Origin of the sequence: Paucibacter soli, from assembly GCF_037482845.1 — a bacterium.
Classification (GTDB): domain Bacteria; phylum Pseudomonadota; class Gammaproteobacteria; order Burkholderiales; family Burkholderiaceae_C; genus Paucibacter_B; species Paucibacter_B soli.
Genome location: NZ_JBBHJW010000002.1, coordinates 23,127 through 47,421, shown reverse-complemented (window position 1 = coordinate 47,421; position 24,295 = coordinate 23,127). Strand labels below are relative to the sequence as shown.

General features: G+C 64.6%; 14 protein-coding genes, 1 tRNA gene and 1 pseudogene. 8 read left to right on the top strand and 8 right to left on the bottom strand.

What is annotated here, in order from left to right:
• The first annotated feature begins 22 nt into the window (after positions 1-22).
• From WG898_RS04885 to WG898_RS04870, 4 genes are all read left to right on the top strand, one after another.
• Positions 23-1,759 carry a methyl-accepting chemotaxis protein gene (locus WG898_RS04885; RefSeq protein ID WP_339601646.1) on the top strand — a complete coding sequence of 579 codons (1,737 nt, stop codon included), beginning with the start codon at positions 23-25 and terminating at the stop codon, positions 1,757-1,759.
• 103 nt (positions 1,760-1,862) lie between these two features.
• On the top strand, positions 1,863-2,330 hold the full coding sequence (locus tag WG898_RS04880) for a chemotaxis protein CheW (RefSeq protein ID WP_339602241.1): 468 nt from the start codon (positions 1,863-1,865) through the stop codon (positions 2,328-2,330).
• Between the two features lie 72 nt (positions 2,331-2,402).
• A complete protein-coding gene (locus WG898_RS04875; RefSeq protein ID WP_339601645.1) occupies positions 2,403-4,529 on the top strand; it encodes a methyl-accepting chemotaxis protein in 2,127 nt (708 codons plus the stop codon).
• 49 nt (positions 4,530-4,578) lie between these two features.
• Complete coding sequence (locus tag WG898_RS04870) at positions 4,579-6,618, top strand: methyl-accepting chemotaxis protein (RefSeq protein ID WP_339601644.1); 2,040 nt, start codon at positions 4,579-4,581, stop codon at positions 6,616-6,618.
• A 59-nt stretch (positions 6,619-6,677) separates the two neighbouring features.
• On the opposite strand, the gene WG898_RS04865 is transcribed toward WG898_RS04870, so the two are convergent.
• On the bottom strand, positions 6,678-9,206 hold the full coding sequence (locus tag WG898_RS04865; RefSeq protein ID WP_339602240.1) for an ABC transporter permease: 2,529 nt from the start codon (positions 9,204-9,206) through the stop codon (positions 6,678-6,680).
• Between the two features lie 205 nt (positions 9,207-9,411).
• On the opposite strand from WG898_RS04865, the gene WG898_RS04860 reads away from it, so the two are divergent.
• From WG898_RS04860 to WG898_RS04850, 3 genes are all read left to right on the top strand, one after another.
• Positions 9,412-10,287: a dioxygenase family protein gene (locus WG898_RS04860; protein ID WP_339601643.1), complete on the top strand. Its 876-nt coding sequence runs from the start codon at positions 9,412-9,414 to the stop codon at positions 10,285-10,287.
• A tRNA-Gly gene (locus WG898_RS04855) sits at positions 10,261-10,334 on the top strand. The genes WG898_RS04860 and WG898_RS04855 overlap by 27 nt, the downstream gene beginning before the upstream one ends.
• 85 nt (positions 10,335-10,419) lie before the next feature.
• A complete protein-coding gene (locus WG898_RS04850; protein ID WP_339601642.1) occupies positions 10,420-12,360 on the top strand; it encodes a DUF6538 domain-containing protein in 1,941 nt (646 codons plus the stop codon).
• Between the two features lie 66 nt (positions 12,361-12,426).
• Here the strand turns inward: WG898_RS04850 and WG898_RS04845 are convergent, their stop codons facing one another.
• Together WG898_RS04845 and WG898_RS04840 are read right to left on the bottom strand one after the other, a co-directional pair.
• On the bottom strand, positions 12,427-12,654 hold the full coding sequence (locus tag WG898_RS04845; protein ID WP_339601641.1) for a hypothetical protein: 228 nt from the start codon (positions 12,652-12,654) through the stop codon (positions 12,427-12,429).
• 136 nt (positions 12,655-12,790) lie between these two features.
• Positions 12,791-13,171 carry a hypothetical protein gene (locus tag WG898_RS04840; protein WP_339601640.1) on the bottom strand — a complete coding sequence of 127 codons (381 nt, stop codon included), beginning with the start codon at positions 13,169-13,171 and terminating at the stop codon, positions 12,791-12,793.
• Positions 13,172-14,092: 921 nt separating this feature from the next.
• Here WG898_RS04840 and WG898_RS25300 point away from each other — a divergent pair.
• A pseudogene (locus tag WG898_RS25300) lies at positions 14,093-14,468 on the top strand (ATP-binding protein); the annotation flags it as partial.
• 2,111 nt (positions 14,469-16,579) lie between these two features.
• On the opposite strand, the gene WG898_RS04825 reads toward WG898_RS25300, so the two are convergent.
• From WG898_RS04825 to WG898_RS04805, 5 genes are all read right to left on the bottom strand, one after another.
• Positions 16,580-16,963, bottom strand: coding sequence for an ASCH domain-containing protein (locus WG898_RS04825; protein ID WP_339601639.1), 384 nt, complete (start codon positions 16,961-16,963; stop codon positions 16,580-16,582).
• A 131-nt stretch (positions 16,964-17,094) separates the two neighbouring features.
• Positions 17,095-18,408, bottom strand: coding sequence for a DUF2130 domain-containing protein (locus tag WG898_RS04820; protein ID WP_339601638.1), 1,314 nt, complete (start codon positions 18,406-18,408; stop codon positions 17,095-17,097).
• Between the two features lie 76 nt (positions 18,409-18,484).
• Positions 18,485-21,640 carry a DEAD/DEAH box helicase gene (locus tag WG898_RS04815; protein ID WP_339601637.1) on the bottom strand — a complete coding sequence of 1,052 codons (3,156 nt, stop codon included), beginning with the start codon at positions 21,638-21,640 and terminating at the stop codon, positions 18,485-18,487.
• A gap of 131 nt (positions 21,641-21,771) precedes the next feature.
• Positions 21,772-23,523 (bottom strand): EH signature domain-containing protein, encoded by a 1,752-nt coding sequence (locus tag WG898_RS04810; protein WP_339601636.1) that lies wholly within the window; start codon positions 23,521-23,523, stop codon positions 21,772-21,774.
• Positions 23,520-24,284 carry a flagellar motor protein MotB gene (locus tag WG898_RS04805; protein WP_339601635.1) on the bottom strand — a complete coding sequence of 255 codons (765 nt, stop codon included), beginning with the start codon at positions 24,282-24,284 and terminating at the stop codon, positions 23,520-23,522. Before WG898_RS04805 ends, WG898_RS04810 begins: the two co-directional genes overlap by 4 nt.
• Positions 24,285-24,295 lie beyond the last annotated feature (11 nt).

Genomic DNA, 24,295 nt, shown 5'->3' with positions numbered 1-24,295 from the left:
TTCGCTAGTTAGAGGATTTGGCATGAATTTCAGCGCCATGTTGCGCCACTTCAGCATCCGCGTTCGCATGATCGGTGCGATCGCGATGGTGCTGGCCCTGCTGACCCTGGTGGGCGGCGTTGGTCTGTACGGTATGGGCTCGCTGAAAAGCCAGACCAGGAACTTTGCCGACATGTCGGTCAACGAGGCCAACGCGTTGACGGCCTTGGTGCGCGGCATGGGCGACCTGCGCCGCTACGAGAAGGACATGCTGCTCAATTACGAGCAGGCCGAGGCTGTCAAGTCCTATCACCAGAAATGGGATGAGACCCGCGCCGGTATCGACAAGATCATCAAGGACATGCTGGCAGGCCCCGAGGATGCAGACAATGTCGTGCTGCGCAAGCTCCAGCCCCTGCTGCAGGACTACGCCGACAAGGCGCAGCCGGTCGTCAAGCAGCTGGAAGCCGGCGGCTACGACAACGCCGCCGCCGCCAACAAGCTGATGGCGCAGGCCAAGACCAGCGCCTATGCGGCCGAGCAGCTCATTGACGAGCTGCGCAAGGCGCTCAGCGACGAGTCGCAGGCCGCCATGCAACAAGCCGAGAGCACGCAGAGCCTTGTGTTCTCGGTCTTCATCGCCGTGCTGGCGGTGAGTGCCCTCGTCGTCGTGCCGCTGACGCTGCTGAATATGCACAGCATCTGCAAGCCGCTGGCCGAGGCCGAGGCGCTGGCCGATGCGATTGCCAAGGGCGACCTCACCACCAACAACATCAGGGTCGAAGGCAAGGATGAGGCTTCGCATCTGCTGGAATCGCTGCTGCATATGCAGCAGGGCCTGCAGAGCCTGGTCGGGCAGTTGCGCACCTCGGCCGATTCGATCCGCACCGCCTCGGTGGAGATCGCCTCGGGCAACCAGGATCTATCCGGCCGCACCGAGCAGACCGCCAGCAATCTGCAGCAGGCCGCCTCCTCGATGGTGCAGCTCACCGGCACGGTCAAGCAGACCGCCGACTCGGCGCGCACCGCCAATCAGCTGGCGACCTCGGCCTCCACGGCCGCGGCCAAGGGTGGCGAGGTGGTGGGCCATGTGGTCAGTACCATGGACGAGATCAACACCAGCTCCAAGCGCATCGGCGACATCATCGGCGTGATCGACGGCATCGCCTTCCAGACCAATATCCTGGCACTGAACGCCGCGGTGGAAGCTGCGCGCGCCGGTGAACAGGGGCGCGGCTTTGCGGTGGTGGCCGGCGAGGTGCGCAGCCTGGCGCAACGCAGCGCCGAGGCGGCACGCGAGATCAAGAGCCTGATCAGCGCCAGCGTGGAGCGCGTCGAGACCGGCTCGCGCCTGGTGCAGGACGCCGGCAACTCGATGAACGAGATCGTCAGCAGTGTGCAGCGCGTCACCGACATCATCGGCGAGATCACCGCCGCCGCCAGCGAGCAGAGCGACGGCATCGGCCAGGTCAATCAATCGGTGGTGCAGCTCGACCAGATGACGCAGCAGAACGCCGCGCTGGTGGAAGAGTCCGCCGCCGCGGCCGAGAGCCTGAAGGACCAGGCGGAGCGCCTGTCGATGGCGGTGGATCGCTTCCGCATCGACGCCAAGACGGCCCATATCGCACCGACGCCAAGGCCCGCCACCGTCAAGCCAAGCGCGGCGCCGCGCGCTGTTGCGCCGGCGCCCAGGGCGGCCTCCACCCCCCTCGTGAAGCCGGCAGCGCCCAAGCCCGTGGCAGCGGCCACGCTTGACGACGGCAGCTGGGAAACCTTCTGAGCCCTCTTCTCCATCCACCATCCCGCACCACCAGAGGTCAAGCATGGAAATCGTCCAACAAGCATCCAATCAGGTCGTACCTCACGCCGCGGGCAGCACGGCCATGAAGACCCAGGGGCCCGCCAGCGGTGAATACCTGACCTTCCGCCTCGGCTCCGAGGAGTACGGCATCGACATCCTGAAGGTGCAGGAGATCCGCTCCTACGAGCCGCCCACCCGCATCGCCAACGCGCCCGAGTTCATCAAGGGTGTGGTGAACCTGCGCGGCGTGATCGTGCCCATCGTCGATTTGCGCCTGAAGCTGGGTTGCCCCAACGCCGAGTACAACAGCTTCACCGTGGTGATCGTGCTGAACGTGCGCAGCCGGGTGGTCGGCGCGGTGGTGGATTCGGTCTCGGACGTGCTGGAACTCAGCCGCGATTCGATCCGCCCCGCCCCCGAGCTGAATGCCAGCGCGGTGGACACCAGCTTCATCACCGGCATCGGCTCGGTGAACGAGCGCATGCTGATCCTGATGGATATCGAGGGTCTGATGAGCAGCGCCGACATGGGCTTGATGGAAAGTCTCTGACCGGCGCTCGGTCGCAAACCAAGGGCGTCAGCAACATGGCTGCACGCCGGACATCTCATATGGGAGACTCGCATGAGCTCTGGAGTAACCTCGATCGCGCGCCGCGTGTCGCTGGTTGGTGTGGTTACCCTGGCCCTGGTGTTGTTGGGCACCAGCGGCGTGTTGAGCATGCTGCTCACCAGCGCGGCCAAAGACCGCGTCACCACCTGGGTAGGCGACAAGACTCAGTCCCTGGTCGACTCCATGCAGGCCATGGACGATGTGGCCAAGACCATGGTCAAGCAGAGCTTTGGTACCTTCCGCCAGGACTTCGGCCCGGTGTTCACGCTCGATGAGGCCACCGGCGATCTGCGCGACTGGGGCCCCAAGCTCAACGGCAACACCACCCAGGTGGACAAGTTCGCCGGCACCACGGGCGGCGCCGCCGCCATCTTTACCCTCAAGGATGGCGCCTTCGTGCGCATCACCTCATCCATCAAGCTGGCCAATGGCGAACGCGACGCCGCGCCGCTGGGCAAGACGCACCCGGCTTTTGCCACGCTCTCGCAAGGCACGGCCTACGCCGCCCGCGAGGTCATGCACGGCAAGGTCTATATGGCCTATTACGAGCCGCTCAAGAGCGAGGCCGGCAAGGTGATCGGCCTGCTGGCCATCGCGCTGGACATGGAGGGATTCCAGAAGGCGATGGACCAGATGGCCGCCGACGCCAAGTTCTTCGAGTCGGGCGGCACCTATGTGCTGGCGTCCAACGGCGACCCCAAGCAGGCGCGCTTCGTCTCGCATCCCAGCGCCAAGGGCAAGCTGGTGAGCGAGCTGGTGCCCGATGTGGATAAATTCATCGCCGCACTGGAAGGCGCCAAGGACGGCTACGTGTCTGACGCCCCCAACGTGCTGGGCGGCAAGGCCAGCAGCTATTTCGCAGTGGGCAAGCGCAATGCGCAGGGCGGCTTCTGGGTGATTGCCCAGGTGGCCGGCAGCGAGGCCATGGCCTCGCACTGGGCCACCATGGTGCCGTTCTGGATCCTGCTGGGTGGCGCCACGCTGGCGCTGGGCTATGGCCTGTTCTGGATGATGCGCAACTGGGTGGCAGCGCCGCTGGCCTCGCTGAGCCAGGCGGTGCAGGCGATCGCGCGCGGCGATCTCTCGCAGAGCGTCAGCAACGATCGCAACGACGAGATTGGCGCGCTGATACGCGAGACCGAGGCGATGCGTCAGCGCCTGGCAGACACCATCGGCACGGTGCGGCATTCGGTCGACTCGATCGGCACCGCCAGTACCGAGATCGCCACCGGCAACCAGGACCTGAGCCAGCGTACCGAGCAGACCGCCTCGAACCTGCAGATCGCCGCCTCCTCGATGGAGGAACTCACCGGCACGGTGAAGCAAACCGCCGACTCGGCGCGCACCGCCAACCAGCTGGCCTCCTCGGCCTTCACCGCCGCGGCCAAGGGTGGCGAGGTGGTGAGCCAGGTGGTCTCCACCATGGAAGAGATCAACACCAGCTCGAAGAAGATCAACGACATCATCGGCGTGATCGACGGCATCGCCTTCCAGACCAACATCCTCGCCTTGAATGCCGCGGTGGAAGCCGCGCGCGCTGGCGAGCAGGGCCGCGGCTTTGCCGTGGTAGCCAGCGAAGTGCGCAGCCTGGCGCAGCGCAGCGCCGAGGCCGCCAAGGAGATCAAGACCCTGATCGGCGCCAGCGTCGACCGCGTCGAAGTGGGCTCGCGGTTGGTGGAGGCGGCCGGCCAGTCGATGACCGAGATCGTCGCCAGCGTGCAGCGCGTCTCCGACATCATCGGCGAGATCACCGCCGCCGCCAGTGAGCAGAGCGATGGCATCGGCCAGGTCAACCAGTCGGTGGTGCAGCTCGACCAGATGACGCAGCAGAACGCGGCCCTGGTGGAAGAGTCCGCTGCCGCTGCCGAAAGCCTCAAGGAGCAGGCGCAGCGACTGGTGGAGGCCGTCTCGGTCTTCAAGGTCTCCAGCAGCGAACCCAAGGTCAGCGCCAAACCGGCCGCGCCGCGCAGCGCGCCGGCGGCCAAGCCGAGTGCTGGCGCCAAGGCGGCGCAGCCCGCCAGGGCGCCCATGCCGATGAAGGCAGCGGCCAAGGCCGCGCCGACGGCCGCGCCCGCAGCGCCGGCGCGTGCCGAGACCAAACCGGCAACCGTGAACGAAGGTGAGTGGGAGAGTTTCTAAGCAAAGAAGTGATCGGCCGGTAAGGCCCCAGCACCACCAAGGAGCGAACATGTTTGAATCAATCAAGAACCGCCTGATCGCCCTGAGCATCGGCGTCGTGGTGCTCAGCTTGTTGGCCGCCACGGTGGCCAACTACGTCACCGTGCGCAAGCACACGCAAAATCAGGTGCTGGCCTCGATGGATGAACTGGCGGCCGCGCGCGGCGCCACCATCGCCCAATGGGTGCGTTCGCAGAAAGACATCATCGCCGCCCTCGCACCTGCGGTGGCAGCGGCCGACCCGGTGCCGCTGCTGGTACAGGCCGCCAAGTCGGGCCGTCTGGACGCGGCCTATATCGGTTTTGCCGACAAGAAGATCGTCTTCAACTCGCCACAAAACCTGCCCCCCGACTACGACCCCACCGGCCGCCCCTGGTACACGCAGGCCGCGGGCGCGAGCGGCAGCATCATCACGCCGCCCTATGTCGATGCGGCCAAGAAACTGCTGGTGGTGACCTTTGCCCAGGCCATCAAGGAGGGCGGCACGACCAAGGCCGTGACCGCTTCTGACGTGTTTCTGGACGACGTGGTGGCCACTGTCAAGGCCATCAAGCCCACGCCGAGCGGCTTCGCCTTCCTGACCATGGCCGACGGCCGCATCGTCGCCCACCCGGATGCCAATCTGGCGCTCAAGCCGGCCAGCGATCTCTCGGCCCAGCTCGATGCCAAGGCGCTGAAAGCCGCGCAGGAAGCCAAGGGCGAATGGATCGAGGCCAAGGTCGGCGATGCCAGCTATCTGGTGCGCGGTGTGGCCATTGCCGACACCGACTGGACGCTGTATGTGGCGGCCGACCGCAGCGAGGCCCTCGCCTCGCTGAGCTCGCTGCTGCGCGCCGCGGCCATCACCGCCCTCGTCATGATGGCGCTGGCCGGCCTGGTGGTTACCGGCAGCATCACCGGCCTGCTGCGCGGGCTCGACCGCGTGCGCAAGGCGCTGGACGAGATCAGCGCCGGCGGTGGCGATCTCACCCAACGACTGCCCGCCGACAGCAAGGATGAGATCGGCCGCATTGCCAGCTCCTTCAACACCTTTGCCGAAAAGATCCAGCACATCCTGCTGGACGTGCGTGCCGCCAGCAGCTCCATCACCACCGCCTCCAGCGAGATCGCCACCGGTGCGCAGGATCTGTCGCAGCGCACCGAGCAGACCGCGTCCAACCTGCAGCAGGCGGCCTCCTCGATGGAGCAGCTCACCGGCACGGTGCGCCAGACCGCCGATGCCGCCCAGACCGCCAACCAGCTGGCCTCCTCGGCCTCCAGCGCTGCGGCCAAGGGCGGCGAGGTGGTGAGCCAGGTGGTCTCGACGATGGACGAGATCAACACCAGCTCCAAGAAGATCAACGACATCATCGGCGTGATCGACGGCATCGCCTTCCAGACCAATATCCTCGCCTTGAATGCCGCGGTGGAAGCCGCGCGCGCCGGCGAGCAGGGCCGCGGCTTCGCGGTGGTGGCCAGCGAGGTGCGCAGCCTGGCACAGCGCAGCGCCGAAGCCGCCAAGGAAATCAAGACCCTGATCGGCGCCAGCGTGGACCGTGTGGAAGTAGGCTCGCGCCTGGTGGAAGCGGCCGGGCAGTCGATGACCGACATCGTTTCCAGCGTGCAGCGCGTCACCGACATCATCGGCGAGATCACCGCCGCCTCGTCCGAGCAAAGCGAGGGCATCGGCCAGGTGAATGGCGCGGTGGTGCAACTGGACCAGATGACACAGCAAAACGCGGCCCTGGTGGAAGAGTCCGCCGCCGCGGCCGAAAGCCTGAAGGACCAGGCGCATCGCCTCACCGAGGTGGTGTCGGTGTTCCGCCTGGGCAACGAGGATGCCAAGCATGGCGGCCATGCCAGGGCCGCACCCAAGGCTACCACTGCGGCGGCCAAGGCTGCCGCACCCAAGCCCGCCAGCCCGCGCCCCGCTGCCAAGCCAGCCGCCAAGCCTGCCACCGCTGCGGCCGCGGATGGCTGGAGCGCCAAGCCCGCCAAGCCCGTAGCAGCTCCGCCCGCCCCTGCCGCCGCGGCGCAGGACGACGCGCATGGCGACTGGCAGTCGTTCTGATTGCTGCCTGCACCAGCCGCAAGGGCCGCTTCCGCGGCCCTTTTTTCATGGCGCTCGGCTCACTGCGTGTCGGCCTGGCGCAGCGTCGTCACCACCGGCTGCAGCAGCACATTGCGCAGGCTCCACCAGCCGGCCAGTTGGGCCAGCAGCGCGCCGCAGACCATGCTGGCCAAAGGCACCCAGGGGCTGGCGCGCCAATCGAACTCGAACACATAACGCGCCAACAACTGGCCCAAGAGCAGGGCCACGGCGCCTGCCAGCAGGCCCGCCAGCGCGCCCAGGCCCAACAGCTCGGCGCGCTGCACCTGACGCAGCAGGGCCGAGCTCGCGCCCAGCGCGCGCATCAGTGCGAACTCACGCGTGCGCAGCTCGCGCGTGCTGCTCACGGCCGCCAGCAGCACCACCAGGCCGGTAGCCAACGTGAACATGAAGAGGAACTGCACCGCGTTGATGACCTGGCCCAGCACCGCCTGCATCTGGTTCAGCTGGGCCGACACATCCACCGCGGTGATGTTGGGGAACTCGTGGGCGAGCCGTTTGTCCAGCGCCAGCCCGGCCGCCGCCGCGGGTGCACGGTAGGCGGTGATGTAGCTGCCGGGCAGTTCACCCATCTGCTTGCGCGGAAAGATGACGAAGAAGTTGGCGCGCATCGAGCTCCAGTCCACCTTGCGCAGGCTGGTGATGCGCGCCTCCACCGGGATGCCCGCGACGTCGAAGCGCAGCCTGTCGCCGAGCTTGAGCCCGAGCTGCTCGGCCAGGCCCTGCTCGACGCTGAGGCCATCGGCCTCGTCGTTCTGCCAGCGCCCGCCCACCACCTGGTTGTGCTGCGGCAGCTCGGCGGCGTGGCTCAGATTGAACTCACGTTCGGCCAGGCGCTGGGCGCGCTCCTGGGCGAACTGCTCGGGCCGCACCGCCTGGCCGTTGATGCCCACCAGGCGGCCGCGGATCATCGGGTACCAGTCGTAGCCACGCACGCCCGCGCCCTCAAGCGCGGCGCGCAGCGCCTCGCCCTGCTCGGGCTGGATGTTGATGATGAAGCGGTTCGGCGCGTTCGCTGGCGTGGCCTGGCGCCAGCTGGCGATCAGGTCGGTGCGCAGCAGCACCAGCAGCGCCAGCGCCAGCAGGCCCACCGCCAGCGCCGCCACCTGCACCACCGCCAGCAGCGGGCGCGCCGCCAGCTGGCGCGTGGCCAGCAGCAACCAGCGCGGCGCACCGGCCCCCTTGACATTGACCAGCACCAGGCGCCGCAACAGCAGCACCGCGCCCCAGGCCAGCAAGGCGAACAGCGCCAGCGCGGCGGCAAAGCCCAGCGAGGCGATCAGTCCCAGCTTGGGATCGGCCGAGAGCGTCACCAGCATGGCGCCAAAGCCCAGCACGCCCGCGCCCAGCACCGCCAGCGATCCGAGCTTGACGCTGCCCAGATCGCGCCGTATCACGCGCAGCGGCGGCACCGCCGCCAACTGCAGCACCGGCGGCAGGCCAAAGCCCAGCAGCAGGGTCATGCCCAGTCCCAGGCCCAGCGCCACTGGCCAGCCGCTGGCCCCTGGCAGCTTCACCTCGATCAAGCCGGCCAGCAGGGCCACAAAGGCATAGTGCAGCGCGAAGCCAAGCAGCACGCCCGCCGCACTGGCCAGCAGGCCCGCGCCACCGAACTCCAGGCCATAGGCCCAGGCCAGGCGGCGCTGCGGCTGGCCCAGCACGCGCAGCATGGCGCAATCGTCCAGGTGGCGGGCGGCGAAATCGCGCGCACTCAAGACCACTGCCACCGCTGCCAGCAGGGCCGCCAGCATCGCCACCAGATTGAGGAACTTGCCGGCACGGTCCAGGGTCTGGCGCATTTCGGGCCGGCCGTTTTCCAGCGACTCCAGGCGCACGCCGCGCCAGCCCTCGGCGGCGATCAGCGCCGCGGCCTCGCGGGCATAGCGCTGCCAGTCCTGGCTGCCGCGGCCCGCGCCACCATCCGGCGCGATCACCGCATAGCGGTAGGTCACGCGGCTGGCGGGCTGTATCAGCGCGGTGGCCGCAAGGTCGGTCTGGGCCAGCATCACGCGCGGCGCAAAGCTCATGAAGCCGGCGCCGCGGTCGGGCTCGTTGGCGATCACGCCGGCCACGCGCAGGCTGGCCTCGCCCAGCAGCAGGGTATCGCCCGGCTTCAGGCCCAGGGCATCGAGCACCTGCGCGTCGACCCAGGCCTCGCCCGCCGCTGGCGCACCGACGCGCCGCCCATCGCCGAGCTCGACGCGCCCGCGCAGCGGATAGCCCGCATCCACCGCCTTCACCGCCACCAGGCGGCTGGCGCCGCCCTGCGCATCGGGGGCACGCGCCATGCTGGGGAAGCTGATGCTGGCCACCGCGCTCAGGCCCTGCGCCTGCGCCAGCGCGCGCAGCTTGGCCGGCGTGGGCTGGTCGCTCGCCACCACCACATCGCCGCCCAGCATCTGCGCCGCATCGCGCTTGAGGCCCTGATCGAGCCGGTCGGCCAGAAAGCTCACCGCGCAGACGGCGGCCACCGCCAGCGCCACCGCCAGCATCAGCAGGCGCAGTTCGCCGGCACGCCAGTCGCGCCAGAGCTGGCGCCAGGCCAGCATCAGCACCGAGGGCTGCCTGGCGGCTGGGCGGGCCGGCGCGGCGGCCGGGGCGACGAGTGCGGGGCTGTCATCCATGGGGCGCACTGTACCCACAGCGCCGGCCCGGCGGGCAGTGCGGGATTGCATGCCATCCATGCAAATGGCTTGAACCCAGCATGCAAGCCCCTGCTGCCCCAGGCGCCACGCGCCCTGCTTCAATAAGAGCATGAGCAACCGCCGCTTCGCCCCCCTCTTCGTCTCGCACGGCTCGCCGATGACGGCCCTGCAGCCCGGCGCCGCGGGCGCCTTCTGGCGCCAGCTGGGTGCCGCCCTGCAGCGCCGCCGCCCGCGCGCCATCCTGGCGCTCTCGGCCCACACGCTGGCGCGCGCGCCCCTGCTGCTGCTGGCCGGCGAACGCCAGCATGCGGTCTACGATTTCAGTGGTTTCGACCCCGAGCTCTACCGCTTGCGCTACGACGCGCCCGGCGCGCCCGCCCTGGCCGCCGAACTGCAGCAGCGCCTGGGGGACGCGCGCGTGCGCGCCCTGCCCGAGGCCGGCCTGGACCATGGCATCTGGACGGTGCTGCGCTCCATCGTCCCCGCGGCCGACGTGCCGGTGCTGCCAATGGCCTGGTCGCCGCGCGCCAGCCCGGCCGAGCTGTTCCAGCTCGGGCAAGACCTGGCCCCGCTGGCCGAGGATGGCGTGCTCATCATCGGCAGCGGCTCGATCACACACAACCTGAGGCGCGTGTTCGCACATGGTGTGCCGCCTATCGATGCGCCGGAAATCCGCGAGTCGGCCGAATTCCGCGCCTGGATGCTGGCGCGCAGCGCCGCGCGCGACTGGGACGCCCTGCTCGACTATCGCCGGCAGGCGCCGCATGCGGTGGACATGCACCCGACCGACGAGCACCTGCTGCCCTGGTTCATCGCCGCCGGCGCGGGCGGCCGGCAGGACGCGCCGCAGCGCCTGCACGACAGCCTCACCTACAGCTGCGTGGGCATGGACGTCTACGCCTTCGGGCCAAGCGCCGCAGAACTGGCACGAGAGCTGCCTATAATCGCGCCCAGCCAAGCGGGTGTAGCTCAATGGCAGAGCTGAAGCTTCCCAAGCTTAAGACGAGGGTTCGATTCCCTTCACCCGCTCCACATCTCGCTAAGTGATTGATCTTGCTTGAAGATCAGCACAAACAGCACGCCCGCTACGTCACCCTGCTACAAAGTGGAGTGACGAATGGACGGAATGTTCAGGCGAGGAGCCATTTACTACGCACGGCTGGCGGTACCGCGTCGTCTTAGGCGCACGGTCGGCAAGACCGAGTTGATAGCGTCCACCGGCCATCATGACTTCTCAAGTGCGAAGGTCGTCGCGAGCGGCTTGATGGCGGGCTGGCGCCGTCAGCTTGCTGACATCGACGGACTTTCGACCAACCCCATGGACATTGAGCAACTGGTTGCTGGGCACCCAGCCCTCTCGGGTGGCGGATACCTCCCACTGAGGCTGGCCGGGGAAGCCAGTGGTCTCGACGAGCACTCGCTCTTCGCCGCCGTCGCGGACGGCCGGCTAGGGCTTTTCCTTCGGTGCGGTGGGCTTCCGGGCTGCAAGCTCCAAGAACAGGAGTTAGAGGTCAACCACGGCCCGCATGCGGATGAGGTCATCGTCCCATCGGCCGCGCAAATGCCGCACAGTGCCAACCACCCCTACTATGGTTTGCTTCGGTTGCGGCAGCATCAAGCGATCGCGTCGGCGCTGATTGCCAATGAGACGCCCACGGTCGTGCTGTTCGACATTCCAGACCAGCCCGGCTGGTGTTTTGCACCGGAGACGCCGGTCGTCGTCAAGTCTGCCGGGCTGGAGGTATCGGCGCTGCAGGTTGAGTCACTGCGTCGCGGTTACGCCAGCAAGGTAACGCCGCTTCAGATCGAGGTGGCCCGCGCCAAGCCGGCGGCCGCACCATCCCAATCCACGCTGGACCAGGACGCCCCGACAAGGGCATCTGAAGCGGTCGAGCGCTACATGCGCGTCCGCGCCCTCACCTGCAATGACGATCAAGCCCGCCGAGTCAGGGCCGCGCTCATGCTCTTCGTCGAGCTCGAAGGTGACCCCAAGCTGGCAGACATCACGGCACGGCGCATGGAAGTGTTCAGGGACGACAAGCTCCCTATGGTGCCGGCCAACGAGAACAAGCTCCGACTTCAGTACGGCACAAAGACAGTCACGGAGTCGATCACTGCTATCAGCAGCGCCGAGTGGCCTCGAATTTCTCCACGTGAACAAGCAAAGCGCTTGGCCTGGATTGCCGCCATGTTCGCATGGCTGCGCAAGAAGAACTGGATCGCACAGGACCCGTGCGGGGCGCTGCTTGAGGAAAGCGCAGCTTGTGCGTCAGTGAAGCGCAACAAGGACCGAACGCAAGAGGCTCGGGCCATTTTTTCGCCGGAGGACCTGAAGCGGATCTTCACTACCGGCACATGGTTCCAGACAGGACGAGGCGAGCTGACGAAATCGGGCACCTACCGCGCGTTCGTACCGCACTACTATTGGCTGCCACTGCTGGGGCTTTTCACCGGCGCCCGTATCAACGAGGTCGCCCAGCTGCATCTGGCGGACATCAAATGCACGCCAAGCGGCACCTGGTTCTGCGAGCTCGCAGAGCTCAACGATGAGGAAGGAAAGAAGCGCCGCAAAAACGCGAATTCAAAGCGCACGGTGCCACTGCATCCGTTCCTGATATCGCTGGGCCTTATCGAGTGGCGGAACGCGCTGGAAGCCGCAGGGTACCGACGGCTGTTCCCTGAACTGAAGCACGACAAGGTCAAGGGCTATGGCAAAGCCCCAACCAAATGGTTCAGCGGCTACCTGAAACGTCTCGGCTGGGAGCGTGACGGTCGCAAGGTCTTTCACTCCTTCCGCGGCACGCTTGCATCTCAGTGCGTAAATCGCCTCAAACTGACTAACCAGGAAACAGCACAGATCAGCGGCCATGCCCGGGAATCTGGCGCACTGGCTGAGCACTACGTCAAAGACGAGTTGCCCGATTTTCTGGCCCCTACGGTCGCCCGTTTGAACTTCGGGCTACCGACCATATTCCCGTTCGACTGCACCGCCGGATTGGCTGCCGTAGCACACGCCCTGGCGCGCAAGGGAGGCGGGCGCGGGGCGCATGAAGACTAGAAACGGGCGGGCCATATGGCAGGTCAGTCGCGCCAAGTGCACTCACCCGACAGCGCCTGAGTCGTTTCAGTCGACCCAGCCCTCCCGCGCATCGGCGTCCCATTTCCGCATCCCGGCAATGATGAGGCGCCTCAGCACCCAGCTCTCGGGCCGATCAAACCGGCGAGCGAGTTCGAGAACCTCGTCCCTCATTTCAGCCGATCCGGTGAACATGAGCTGAACACCCCCTGAGCACATGTGCCCGGGCAGCGTAGGCTGCATCAGCACGTCGCCGCGATAGTCCTTCAGCGCCAAGGCCACCAGGGTGCGCAGCGTCCAACTGACGGAACGATCCTCCGATGCCGCTCCACGCCGGATCAAACGCGCAACTTCTGGCGAGACGCTGACGCGCAGGACGAAGCTTGCCTTTCTCCCGTCGCCTCTTGTAGAGCTAGGTTCCACTGGCTGCGCCCTCCAGCATGTCCGTGAGGTCGGACTCGATCAACCCACTGTTCGAGTTCACCACACCAACGCGCTTTCCCTCCCTCATTGCCGTACAGGCAGCGAGGTAGAACCGAAGCGCCCTGTCGCACTCGCCGGACAACGTGCCACCACGAACGGCGACCTCGGATGCAAGCCTCAGCTCAGTCTCGTTTGACAAGGCAACGCGGACGCAGGCAGCTGGGCAGTGGGCATGATCACCAGCGTCATCCCTTCCGACAGGGTCCGGCGAGCGGGGCGAAGGCGGGAAGGATATCCTGCCGAACAACACTGCAACGGCCAAGCCGATGATGAAGACCACCAGGATATTCAATGCGCTCGCATCTGCCATAACTGCCCTTTTTGCGAAATCGTGTCGAGCGCGACCGCGCCCGTTCCTAGCTCCATCGGGAGCAGGGACAACGTGACCTCCGGCCATCTCGTATTTCAACGAATCCGGCTGGCCAAATATTGCACTCCAGCATTTCTGCCGCAACAAGGGAATGTCATGTGCACCGCCAGTTCATATGGATGCCATCATTTCTCACCTGAAATAGCACACGTAAATAACGACTTACTTACCATCCACGCATTCCAATCACGAGTCGCGTTCCTGCTGAATTCGGCGAACACCCAAGCTGCCGTTGCCGCAGAACTGCATCCCTGTTCGTACTCGCAACAGGCGACGCGTGCCCGCGCAACAGCTGGCGAAAATCCAGATGCCCATAAGAACTGGCAGATCTTGGCCCAGACTTCACCGAGTTGAACTGGCCACGGAAGTTGAGAAGGCGCATCAACTTACATAGCCAGACACCGGGCTCTACCCGTGTAGCTACCCTGATCGGCATGCAGGTGCCGGCAGCCACTCGGACTTTTGTCTCCATACGGTGCCGGCGACCATTCATTGGGCATTCGAAGGACTTGCCCCCAAGGGAATATTGGATGTTCCGGGCTGAACTCTGGTTCTTCCGGGACCACCACTTTTCCATGGGCCAATCAGTCGGGCTTGGGTCCATTTCAGGCGACCAAATGGGCGGCATCCCAGCGCTGACGGATCCATGCCGAATCACTGAATGGTTTTGGAAGGTTATGCCTACGGAATGCGCGCGCATTTCGCACAGGCCGGGACATTGCTCTGTTCATCAACTGTTCCAAGGCGCATACGGGAGCGTATGCATCAGACTTAGTTTGCCCACGCTTACGCCCGGCAGCCCCCGGTGGTTGTCGACGCTGGCAACCGTACACCCATCACTGGCCGCACCTGTTGCGACACGCCCTGGCGCAGCGTGTCGCACGTCAGGGCTTCAGCGTGCTCTACACGCGCGCCACCCGGCTGCCGCAGGAGTTGCAGGTGGCGCACGGCGACGGCTGCTTCAGCAATCGGCTGGCCGCCCAGGACAGACTGGACGTGCTCGTGCTCGTGCTCGTGCTCGTGCTCGATGATCTGGCCATCGCCGCCATCGCCGCCCAAGAACGTCAGAATCTGTTGGAGCTGCCGGACGACCGCATGGGCAGGCTGCCGCTCCACGCTCATCACCAGCCAACTGCCCACCAGCGCCTGGCAGCAGTGGCTCGCCGAGCCGACCATCGCCGACGCCATCATGGATCGACTGATACACGGCTCGCGCGCCATTGCACTCAAGGGCTAGTCGCTGAGCCGGACCAGAGCCCCCCGCTTGATGGCCTGCAGTGCCAGCCGGCTATCGGCATTCCGGCTGGCCCTGCTCCCAGCTTCGTCGCGGACAGCGTTCCAAACTGATGGCGGGCAGTTGCACTGCCACCCGGGTCGTCACTCGGGCGCCCCTCCCAAGGTGTCCGTAATCGCCCGGAACGCTGTCCGCGATCAAACGGGAACGGGTGTCCGCGATCAGTGGAATGCGCAGGCCAGGTTGGCGTCGGACAGGGAGCTGGCGCCTGCGCTGCATCCGACACTGATGCCGGTGGCCGGGGTGGGGCAGTTTGGCTGGTCAGCGTAGCCCGGGCTGGCGGCCACCCCGGAGCAGTTTCCGTGTCGAGCAGCTCAGCATCAAAAACCACCATCTCACCAGCGAATAGACGCGGTTCCTGATCAGCGGTCACAGCCCCGGCTAGATACGGCAGAGTTTGGTTGCCGTCGCACCAGGCGCAAAGCGTCTACTGGCCTATAAGAACTGACCGAAAACCGCCGCCTACGAGACAAGCAAGGCCCAGAGGTTACCTCGCCGGTTCTAAGGTCATCAGGCCCTTGGACCCGGCTTGGGCAACATCTGCGGGCCGGGCCATCGTCATTTGTCCTTTGTGCACCGCAACCTGCCCGTTCGCACCAACCCGTGACATCGCGACACACTGCGATCCAGCCCAACATTTCGGTGAAGGGCAACCGACGCATACGCAGCCTCAAAACACGGACTTTGGGGTCACAGCAGCAAGGTACCCTAGGCAATGCCCCATGCGCACGACGACATACAGGGCCAAGACACGTGTTTTGACAGCAGTGTCTGGAAGTCCGGCATCAAACCTCGTGTCTTGAGACGGATTTTCGTGTTTTGAGGCATGTCGCTCATACCCTCAGGGCGTGCCCTTCTGGCCTGCCTGACCCTGCCAGTACTGCAACCCGTGCTCGCCGGGGCCATACGCGCGGCGTGTTGCTCAACATCCCGTGGTGATACAGCGAGATCTGGTCGCCGGGAGTCTCGGCTGATGCAGCGCAAGGCTGAGCAGCAAAGTTGCTTGTCTTGCCTACCCAGCCTCAAATCACGCCCTGACGAGCAACGTGCCGCCGCCCCGCCCCTCAGTCGTCAGTCCTGCCTGCTCAGTCTGCCTCAAAACACGAAGCACGGACGACTCCGGAAGTTCTCAGCCTCAAAACACGGCTTGTGGACGGCAGGAAGCCGTTGGCTAGGTCTGGACCATAGACATGCATCGCATTTCCATGGTCGAGCACTTGTTTTGACACCGGTGATTACCGTCAGGCGTTAACCCTTGTGTTTTGAGACGGCCTTTCGTGTTTTGAGGCATCACGCTCATGCCCATAGAGAATGCCAGGCTAACCTGCCTGGCCCTGCCTGGGGGCCCGTGCGGGAACCCGGTCAGGTTCACCTGTCCTTGCCTTCGTTTCACGCTCACATAAGTCCCCGCCCAGCCGGGCTGCCGGTTCGTGGCTTTTGAAATTGCCCGGGCGCTGACCTCAAACAGTCAATCCGTTGGTCGCCAATGACATGGCCGATCTCAGTCCGTCGCCCGCGCGCGCACGCGCAAGAAGGACTGCCAACATGGGGTTGGAATTCAGAGGATGAGGGGTGTCCGGTATGGAGAGGCATAGCACCCCCAACCCGGCGCGAGCGCAAGGTCAGGTTTGCCTACCCCCATGCCGGACTAGTGTCCGTATAAGGATTCTTCCCTCAGTTGCGGCAGTAATCATGATGCGAGCTCTAAGGGTCAGGCTACTCGCACCACAACGCAGACCCGGCTTGCCGCGCCTCTTTCAAGGCAACTCCTCCCGGGGACGATATGTCTGCTTCCGTCTACGTCCCGGGTCGATACTCCTCGGCATCAACCCTTTCCTTGTCTGCGCCCGACCGTTAGGGTCCCGTGAGGCGCAGGAGCCGAGAGTATAGCTAAATTAGTGCTCACTAACAACTTCCGGGCATGTCAGCCTACGTCGTCAGCCAGCAAGTGATGCTGCCGCACCGCTTGTTTGCCTGGAATGGCCGGGGCCGATGTGCCGGAACCGTCGGTCACGTTTGGCCGAAACGCCACCTCTCGATCACGCCCACATCGTTCAGCCGAGCAAGCGCTGCGCCTTGTCGTCGAGGGCAACCCAGATCACTGCGCCGGGCCTATGCACATACGGTACGGGCGTGGACAAGGCGTGCACGTTCTTCATCACCCAAGCATGGCGCCACTTGGCGACCTGGCCAGACCGTATGCGCTCCAGCTCGATCCGATGCTTGTCGTGATGTTCGATCATCTGCGCGTCCGTGAACGGGCCGAGGCTATCGGCAAGCTCCGCCGTGCCTATGACTTGGCCCGAGCCCTTGCGGATCAGAGCAATCCGTCCGCGAAGTTTGGTGGCCGTGCTGCGCATCTCCCAGGTCTTGATGCCGGCAAGAATGCGGTCAATGTAGGGTGTGTCGATCACAAGACCACGATCAATCAGTGCCATGTTGTTCTCCCTTGGCGTTTGAAAATCTGACGAACTGGATGAGGCGTGCGCGCGATGCGCTGGACCAATGCTGTCGGCAGCAAGGAAGGCCGCACACCTGGAGGGAACCTGACCGATAAGCGGGCGACTGCCTAATCAACTGGCAGCGCGTCCATGCTGCCCCCCGCAATGTGCTCAAGGCTCTCAAGCTGCTGGAGGTCAGGCAACGAATCCTGGGCGATGCCCTGAAGCTCGCCGACCACCGTGCTCATGCTCTTGGTAGCGCGGTCGATCTGGGCTTGTCGCTTCGCCCAGATCTTGGTCAGCGCCCGTCGTTCCGAATCAAGGTCCGCCTGCATCGTGGTGAAGGTGTCGAACACGGAGCGCATGCGCTGTGAAAAGGTGGGGCTGGCCAGGTAGCTGTACAGCAGCTCGATCTTCTCGGCTTTGCCGACGTTTGCCGCTTTGAGCTTGGCGGTCTCAAGCAGGATCACGCGGAGGGTCTCGGCCATGGGCTTGAGAACTTGCCGTGAAATCACCCACACGTCGCCGACGCGGCCGAACGCGCCGGTCAGCCCTTTGGGCATCGCCGTGGTGACCAGGACTGCGATGTCAGCCTTGGCCTCCTGTTGGTCGTCCTTGAGCTTTTCCAGCCATTTGTCGGACCAGTTCTCAGCGCGCTTGGCCTCCCAGATGATTATCCCGGCGACCTGACCCATTGCCGTGCGCACAGTCTGGATGACGTCGGCGCCGCGCTGGCCCTTCTTCACCTCGTCAATGGTGTCGTGGAAGAAGCTCGTCGCGAGCGACTGCTCGACTTCCAGCTCAAGCACCTCGCCCTGCAACTGCTGTGAGCCTTGCTCAAGCTTGCGCCGAAGATCTTCATTCGCCCGCTGCGCATCCTCGATCTTCTTGCGCCACTCGGCTTCCATCATCGAGTAGCGCTCCGCCTCTCGCTGAGCGGCCGCGGCAGATATCTTGGTCCGTTCATCATCAAGCCGGCGTTGAAGTTCAAGCTCAAGGTTGCGCTGCTGCTCGACCAACGCCTGCCCCTTGCGGCGCAGCTCAAGCTCCTGCGCTCGCAGCTCCCCCAGGGCCTTGTCCTTGGCCGCCAGGTCTTCGAGCAACGCCGCACGCTCCTGCGCCATGTCCGCAATCGCCTTTTCCTGGGCGGCCTTGCGCACTTGCTCAATGGTCTGCTGGGCTTCCCTCTCCGCCCGTTTGGCCGAGGCAACTTGATCCTGAAGTTTGGCAATCTGTTCCGCAGTCGCCTGCAGCGCATGCCTCCTGGCCTCCTGTTCAAGGTGAGCCGCCAGCTCCGCGCGCCCCTCCCTGATCTGAGCCTCGAATTCCTCGGCGTGGCGATCAATGGCTTGCCTGGAAATGCCCTCACCCAAGGAGAACGGGTGCGCGCACTTGGGGCACACGATGGGCTCGTCTGACTGCAGAATGATCTTGCTATTCATACGGTACTCGGGTTGGGGCTGAAGCTATCTTCGCTGTTGAGTGGCTCATGGGGTGAGCCAGGTACAAACACCTAGGTCAGCCGAAATCAGCAAAGTCAGCCGCCGTCAGGTCACCGCAGCCATTGAGCATGTCCGACGCCAATGCGCGCTTCTTGGCCAGCAGTGCATCCAGGCGCACGTCGAAACTGGGGAAGTCGTTACTGACCACGCCCGGGTAACAGACCGACACCACGCGCGTCTGCCCGATACGGTATGCCCGTGCTGTTGCCTGGTCCTCCTTGGCTGGATTCCAGGTCCGGGTGAAGTGGATGACGTGGTTGGCCGCCTGGATATTGACGCCAAAGCCGACGGCCAGTGGCGACAACACGATCACGTTGAAACCTGGCTTTTTCTGGAAGGCATCGATCAACTGCTGGCGGTTTTCGGCGGCGCGCGGATCAGCGGAGGTGTCTCCGTTCACGATGCTCGGCGCGAAGCCAAAGAACGCCGCAACGACGCGCTGCAGCAGCAGCTGCAACTCGCGGAACTCGCAGAACACGATGACCTTGTGCTCACCGGCCGTGTCCGCGGCAAGCCGCTTCAGCCGGTTGATCAGCCAACCCATCTTGGGGGACTCGTTCACCAGTCGCTCGATGGGCAGCCCTCTCGTGTCTGGCTCAGCATGTCCATGCGGGTCAGAGCAAATCTTCCGAATCGCCTGAAGGGCCTGCAGCTGTGCCGATGGATTGGTGCTTCGCTGTTCGCGCAAGCTGGCCAAGGCCGCGGTGTACAAGCGCAACTGGTACGCTGACATGGGCAGTTGCTTGCAAGAAGCATCCTCGACCGGAACGGGCAGATCCTTCGCCACGTCGGTCTTCTTCCTGTGCAGGATCTGCGGCTGGATGAGCGTCCGAAGCTCCTCCACCTTGGCGATCTGCTCGTCCGTCTTCGCCTCAATGGGCTGACGGTAGGTGCGCGAGAAATGGTTGAGCGCGCCCAGCATTCCTGGTTGCACGAAATCGAACAGGCACCAAAGGTCGGCCAAGGTGTTTTCGACGGGCGTGCCCGTGCATGCAATCCGGAAGCGAACCTTTTGCTTCTTGGCCGAGCGCGTGACCATGGCCGCAGGCGTCTTGATCTTCTGCGCTTCGTCGCAAATCATGACGGACCACTGCTGGCTCGCGAGTGCGAACTCCAGGTCGCGCATGGTCTCGTAGGTGGTCAGCACCAGTTTGGCGTCACCAATCCAATTCTTCTTGAGTAGGCGCGTGACACCATGCTGCTTGAGCTCGGCATCGACCTCATGCTTGCCGACACGCAGCTGCCGCAGCACATCACCGTACAGCGTCAACAGCGGGAGCGTGTCGGGCAAGAAGAAGCGATCGAGCTCATTGCGCCAGTTGTCCAGCAGCGCCACGGGGGCGACGATCAAGGCCGGAGGCAAGTCAGGGTCCGCCTCAAAACACGAGGCCAGAAACGTCAGCAACTGCAAGGTCTTGCCCAGACCCATGTCGTCGGCCAGCAGGGTGCCACGGCAGCGCGTCGGTGAGGCCCGCCACAGGTGCTGCAGCCACGCTACCCCGGCTCTTTGATGATGTTTGAGCGGAAACTCGGGGCGTAGGCTTGCCGGCAAGGTCGGCTCAAGCCCCTCGGGCGCCAGCAAGGATGCAGCGCGCTCCTCGTCGTAGTCGAGTTCGTCCAAGTTCCGTTTGAGAATCAGGCGCTTCTTGGGCGTTGCCAGGCGACTTGCACGGGCAGGGTTGAACACCTTGCGCTGGATGTCCGCAGCAGCTTTGGCAAGCGCTTCCACGGCGTTACGCGCATCCACGGTGGGCACGGGCGTCTGCAAGCCCGGAAGGCTGACATGCGCATGCCCACTTGCTTCCGCTGCCCGAACAACCTGTTGCAGTGCCGGAATCTCGTCAAACTGCAGCGGCACGACGGTGGGAGAAAGTCCAGGCCCGTTGTCGATCTGCACACCTGCCGTCACATTGCCATCAAACCACCCCTGTCCGCCGTCATTGCGAGCGACCACGGGCGTCACGAATGGCTTCTCGACGCCGATGTCCTCGATGCGCGCCGAGTAGTTGCTCAGGTCCAGCACCTCGTCTGCCGTCCAAAGCGCTGGCTGTGCCCACTCTCGCCACCATCCTTGCAGCTGTACAAGATGATCAGCGGTGTCGCCCATGATCTCCAACTCATGGCGCTGACATGGCACGCACTGTGCTCCCTCCTCCAGCGCTCGCTCAAGGCGCGTCGTGAATGCGGCGAGTGAATCTGGCGTCATGAACCAGACGGGCTCAGAGGGAATTCCCAGCTCGCCCAGGGTCTCCACCTGCAGGCCCACGCGCAGAATCTGCCCCTTGTCGCCGCGCTCCGCGCAGGGCGTGAAACGCGTGAACTGGATTCCAGCAGCGTCACGCGCCTGCTCGAACTGGTTCTGATCGATCACCGCCTGGGCCTGCTCACCCAGTACTGCAAACGGATTGCGCACAAAGGCTTGAGCCCGAGGCCCGGCCACGCGCCGCCCCGACATGCGCTTGATCTCCGCCAGCACTTCCTTGACCTCGGGCGCTAACACCACCCGTACCAAGGACGGCCCATCGGGCACGTCGTAGCTGTCCTGCAGGGGCAGCCGGTCAAACAGGCTCAGCCATTGCGAAGGCGCTGTCTCAAAGGTCGGAACAACCTCGACCACCTTGGCTTCGCCTTCACCGCGAGCCTCCATCGCGAGCTGCAGGCGTTCGGGCGTCAGAATGATCGTGCGATCGACGTAGTCAGACACCGGGCAGCCGTTCGCCTTGGCCAGCCTTCGCATGCGTCCATACGACTGCTCCTTGAAAGCCAGGCTTCGCTCGGCCTCCGGATAGGCATGGAAGTGCGCCAGTTCGTCCAGCAGTTCACTCATCGCCGCTGGCAGCAAACGGACTTCATCGCCCGCCACCAGCACCCTGCCCTCCAGGCGGGGTGTGGGCTGGATGGGCCGTCCAGCAGGATCCACCCATGCGTCCAGCAAGACGGCGAAATTCGCGTCCATGAGCGCACCTCGGCTGGTCAGCCTGGGTCGAGCCGGCGTCTCGGCGGGAATGGACAACGCCGGCCCAAAGGAACCCAGCTCCGGGTGCTTCAAGACGGCATAGACGTCGCTCCACGGCAGCAGGAAATCGGTCTCGCCCCGCTCACCGTAGCCCTCAATGAACACCTGCTGCAGACGGGCACCGAGGTCGGCCGATTCACCGTACTCGTAGGGCATGGCCAGCCATTGCGCCGTCGTCTCCGCTGGCGACCGGTATCGAATCCCCTGCGTGTCGAAGTGGACGCTCGGCGGCCTCTTCCGCTCGTCTGCCCTTGAAACTCCCTGACCAAAGATGCGTCCAAACATTTCTATGTCTCGTCCTTGAACCAATAGCCCTTGCCGTCCGCGTAGCGAAACCCTTGCGATTCGAGCTGATCCGCAAAGCGCTTGTACAAGCCGGGATCCCGCATCAACACCCAGAAGCTGCCGCCCTTGTCCCGCAGGTCCTGATGCTCGATGCCGACCGTGCGGCAGTAGGCCGCGATCTGCATCGCATCAAACGTGCTCAACTTCTTGCCGGCGCGCCTGTCGGTGACCCCGGCGGGCCAGTCACCTGTAGCCGGCCGCCCGCCAGGTGTATGCCCAGATTGCTTAGCTTCGCGCACAACTGGCTCCCGAACAGCCTCAGTCCTGGCTGGGCGAGGCTGCAGTTGCCCTTTGGATGACGGTGTGTCACGTAGCAATCTGCTCAGGTCAATGTCAAATCTGGACTCCCATTGCCCCTGGTGAGTAAGCTTTGTGGCACCCGCAATCTGCTTCAGTGGATTCGCCCGCTGCAGCGTGAACTGCTTCGCATCCAGGTCGGTTCTGAAGTCACTGGCAGCGAACAGATAGCAGGCGTTTCCGGTAACGCCGAACTCGATCACCAGCAAGGGCCCGATTCGCATGACGAAGGCGTTGTTCAAGCCGTTGGGATCCACCAGGACCCGACTCCGGCCGGACATCCGTTCGCGCAGGCTCTTGAACTCCGGGCTCGGATTGCGGCGCGCCTCAGCGCCCAGGATGAACCACATGTCCGATATTTTTGGCTCCCACTTGAGCCAATAGTTCAGCCGCCGCAAATCGGCGCCACCATCTTGCGCCAGCAACTCGAAGAAGTCCTTGATCAGGCGCCGCTTCAGCCAGCCCTCCACCATCTGCCTTGCCGGTTCATCGTTGACTTCAGCGTCCCAGGCTGAGCGTGCAAGCCAAGGATTACCGACCTTCGCAAGCGCGGTGTCGCGCAGCCCGCCATGCTCCGGTCTATCCCCGCACCTGGAGTACCGCGACACGGTGTGGGCCGTTGCCTTCGTTGCCAGCCGCTGCGGCAAGCGCAAGTCGATGCGATCGTTCACCAAGTCCAGCACGCCCGGCAATCCACGTGTGAACGCCGGATCAGACCCAGCGCAAACCAGCCGCACATAGGCCATCAAGGCGTCGTCCCAGACCCAGGAGCTGCTCGGTATGCCCAGACCTTCGCACACGGCGCGCAAGCCGCTGCTGTCACCGTTCGCCAGGGCGCCGGCATAAGGCGCGCACGGGTCCTCGCCCAGGAGGTTCCGATGCGAACCCAGCGTTTCCAGCCACGCTGGCGGCTCGCCGCGCTGGCGCGCCGCCTTGCGCACGCCGTCCAGCTTGTGCCCCAGGAAGCCTCGCAATCGGCGCCAGTTTGCAGGGCCGGGATCGGCCTCATCGCCATTCCCCTCAAAGCCGAAATAGGCGCTCAGCAAGCCTTGATAGCAACGACGAAACTGCTTGGCCTGTCCCTCCCGCTCCTCGACCATCGTCAAGACCGCGCCAAACAATGAACGCTGATCGATCAAGCGAACCTGATGCCCGCGGATGGGAACGGTAACGCCATAGCAGAGGTACTTGAGCTCGGTGAAGTTCGCCACCTTTTGCGTCTCGTAAAACTGCGTCAGCGCCGCCTGCATCACGTCGGCATTGGGCTTGGCATCACTGCTCGCCGCCAGGTCCTGCCGGATGTCGCGCAACGCTCTGCTCATCGCCTGCGGGTCTCCCCAGACAGGCGCATGAAACACATGGCGAGGATGCATGGCCTCGCCCAAGGCGATCTTCAACGCCCCAAGCGATCTTGAATTTGACATGGCTCGTTCACATTGAGGGCACGGCTCAGCCGGTCGTCATCCACCGAAGGCGGCGGTTTTCTCTCCTCGTCCTGTTTCTCCTGCCGGGTCTTGAACTCCAGCTTGAACTCGATGCGCCGGCTGGTGTCGTCGTCCGAGCGCAGCGAATTGAAGGAAGCGCCGCCCACGAAAAACTTGGTGGCAATCAGCTTGCGATCCAACTCGGCAAGCGTCTCTGCCGGCGTGGGCGCTGCGCGCAGCAGCTCGCAAAGCACACGGCCACTGCGTTCCAGGCTGAGGTTAAGGTTGAAGAGGTAGGAGCCCGTTTGGCTGGCGTAGCCTTCCACCACTGCGCGCTTGAACCAGCGGCGGCCCGCTTCGGTATCCCGCAGCTTCTGCAGCAAGGTGGGCGTGAATCTACGGATCACCTCGCGTTGTGGCGCCGACAGCGTGTTCTGCCCTTCACGTTCGAACTTGCCACGCGGGCCGAAGTCGATGGTGTTGCCGACGATCCGGACGCCCTCGAACTCCTTCTTGGTCACGATCTGCTTGACTTCCTCCATCAGCTCCTCGATGGCTTCGATGCGTTCGCGTTCTTCGCGCTCCGCCTCGGAGACCTTTCTGGTGACGGCCAGCAGCGCCACGCTCATGGTGACCAGGAACAGCACCATCAAGGCCGACATCAGATCGGAAAAGGAGATCCAGAAGGGCTTTTCACCTTCATCGCGCGAGCGCTTCCGCGCCACTGTTTGCATACCTAACATGA

Excerpts from the sequence above, each read along its gene's own strand:
- WG898_RS04885 (WP_339601646.1), top strand. The coding sequence starts at position 23 with ATGAATTTCAGCGCCATGTTGCGCCACTTCAGCATCCGCGTTCGCATG.
- WG898_RS04880 (WP_339602241.1), top strand. The coding sequence starts at position 1,863 with ATGAAGACCCAGGGGCCCGCCAGCGGTGAATACCTGACCTTCCGCCTC.
- WG898_RS04875 (WP_339601645.1), top strand. The coding sequence starts at position 2,403 with ATGAGCTCTGGAGTAACCTCGATCGCGCGCCGCGTGTCGCTGGTTGGT.
- WG898_RS04870 (WP_339601644.1), top strand. The coding sequence starts at position 4,579 with ATGTTTGAATCAATCAAGAACCGCCTGATCGCCCTGAGCATCGGCGTC.
- WG898_RS04865 (WP_339602240.1), bottom strand. The coding sequence starts at position 9,206 with ATGCTGGCCTGGCGCCAGCTCTGGCGCGACTGGCGTGCCGGCGAACTG.
- WG898_RS04860 (WP_339601643.1), top strand. The coding sequence starts at position 9,412 with ATGAGCAACCGCCGCTTCGCCCCCCTCTTCGTCTCGCACGGCTCGCCG.
- WG898_RS04850 (WP_339601642.1), top strand. The coding sequence starts at position 10,420 with ATGGACGGAATGTTCAGGCGAGGAGCCATTTACTACGCACGGCTGGCG.
- WG898_RS04840 (WP_339601640.1), bottom strand. The coding sequence starts at position 13,171 with ATGGCAGATGCGAGCGCATTGAATATCCTGGTGGTCTTCATCATCGGC.
- WG898_RS04825 (WP_339601639.1), bottom strand. The coding sequence starts at position 16,963 with ATGGCACTGATTGATCGTGGTCTTGTGATCGACACACCCTACATTGAC.
- WG898_RS04820 (WP_339601638.1), bottom strand. The coding sequence starts at position 18,408 with ATGAATAGCAAGATCATTCTGCAGTCAGACGAGCCCATCGTGTGCCCC.
- WG898_RS04815 (WP_339601637.1), bottom strand. The coding sequence starts at position 21,640 with ATGCCCTACGAGTACGGTGAATCGGCCGACCTCGGTGCCCGTCTGCAG.
- WG898_RS04805 (WP_339601635.1), bottom strand. The coding sequence starts at position 24,284 with ATGCAAACAGTGGCGCGGAAGCGCTCGCGCGATGAAGGTGAAAAGCCC.